The sequence below is a fragment of the Roseomonas sp. TS2 genome (assembly GCF_058833935.1).
The window spans coordinates 1-1,071 of record NZ_JCACVY010000362.1 but is presented as its reverse complement, the minus strand read 5'-3'; the positions used below and the strand labels follow the sequence as shown (position 1 = coordinate 1,071).

Below are 1,071 nucleotides of genomic sequence, written 5' to 3'. Positions count from 1 at the left end.
AGCCCGGGCCGCGCACCGCCACGCGCAACCAGCGGCTGACGCTGGTGCTCGGCCTTCTGGCGGCCGGGCTGTTCCTGCTCTGGCTGTTCTCGACGATCCTGACGCCCTTCGTGCTGGCCGGCTGCATCGCCTATTTCCTCGACCCCTTCGCCACGCGGCTGAACCGCCTCGGCCTGTCGCGCGGCATCGCCGCGCTGCTGCTGGTGACGGCGCTGATGGCCCTGGCGCTGCTGGCGCTGCTGCTGCTCTACCCGCTGGTCATCGCCCAGGTGGGCACGCTGCTGGCCCGGCTGCCGAGCTACGTGGCCGGCGTCGGCTCGGCGGTGCAGGAGGCGCTGACGGCGCTGGAGCAGCGCTTCGGCCCGGAGGCGTTCGACACGCGGCTGCGCGACCTGGCGGTGAGCCAGATCGGCGCCATCCTCTCCTTCCTCGGCACCTCGGCCACGCGGCTGATCGGCGGCGGCTACGCGCTGTTCAGCGTCTTCACCCTGGTGGTGGTGACGCCGGTGGTGGCCTTCTACCTGCTGCGGGACTGGCCGCGCATCATGGGGCGCATCGAGAGCTGGCTGCCGCGCCGCTCCGCCGCCACGCTGCGCCAGCTGGCCCGCGACACCGACCGGGTGCTCTCCGCCTGGCTGCGCGGGCAGCTGCTCTGCTGCGCGCTGCTGGCGGGCTACTACGCCGTGGGCCTCTCGGCCGTCGGGCTGGAGCTGGGGCTGATGGTGGGGCTGGCCTCGGGCTTCCTCACCTTCATCCCCTATGTCGGCTCGATGACCGGGCTGGCCACGGCGCTGCTGCTGGCGATCGGCCAGTTCGGCACCTGGGACGGGGTCGGGCTGGTCGCCGCCATCTTCGTCACCGGGCAGATCGTCGAGGGCTACATCATCTATCCCCGCCTGCTGGGAGACCGGGTGGAGCTGCACGCGGTGTGGGTGATCTTCGCCCTCTTCGCCGGCGGCGTGGCCTTCGGCTTCCTCGGCGTGCTGCTGGCGGTGCCGATGGCGGCCACCCTCGGGGTGCTGGCGCGCTACTGGCTGCGGCGCTATCTGGAAAGCCCGCTCTACCTCGACC

The 1,071-nt window shown here is 72.3% G+C and carries 1 protein-coding gene; it reads left to right on the top strand.

Features of this window, described 5'->3' with window-relative positions; genetic code table 11:
* The coding region (locus tag ACZJYS_RS24410) for an AI-2E family transporter (protein WP_493180661.1) at positions 1-1,071 on the top strand (1,071 nt) is incomplete at both ends.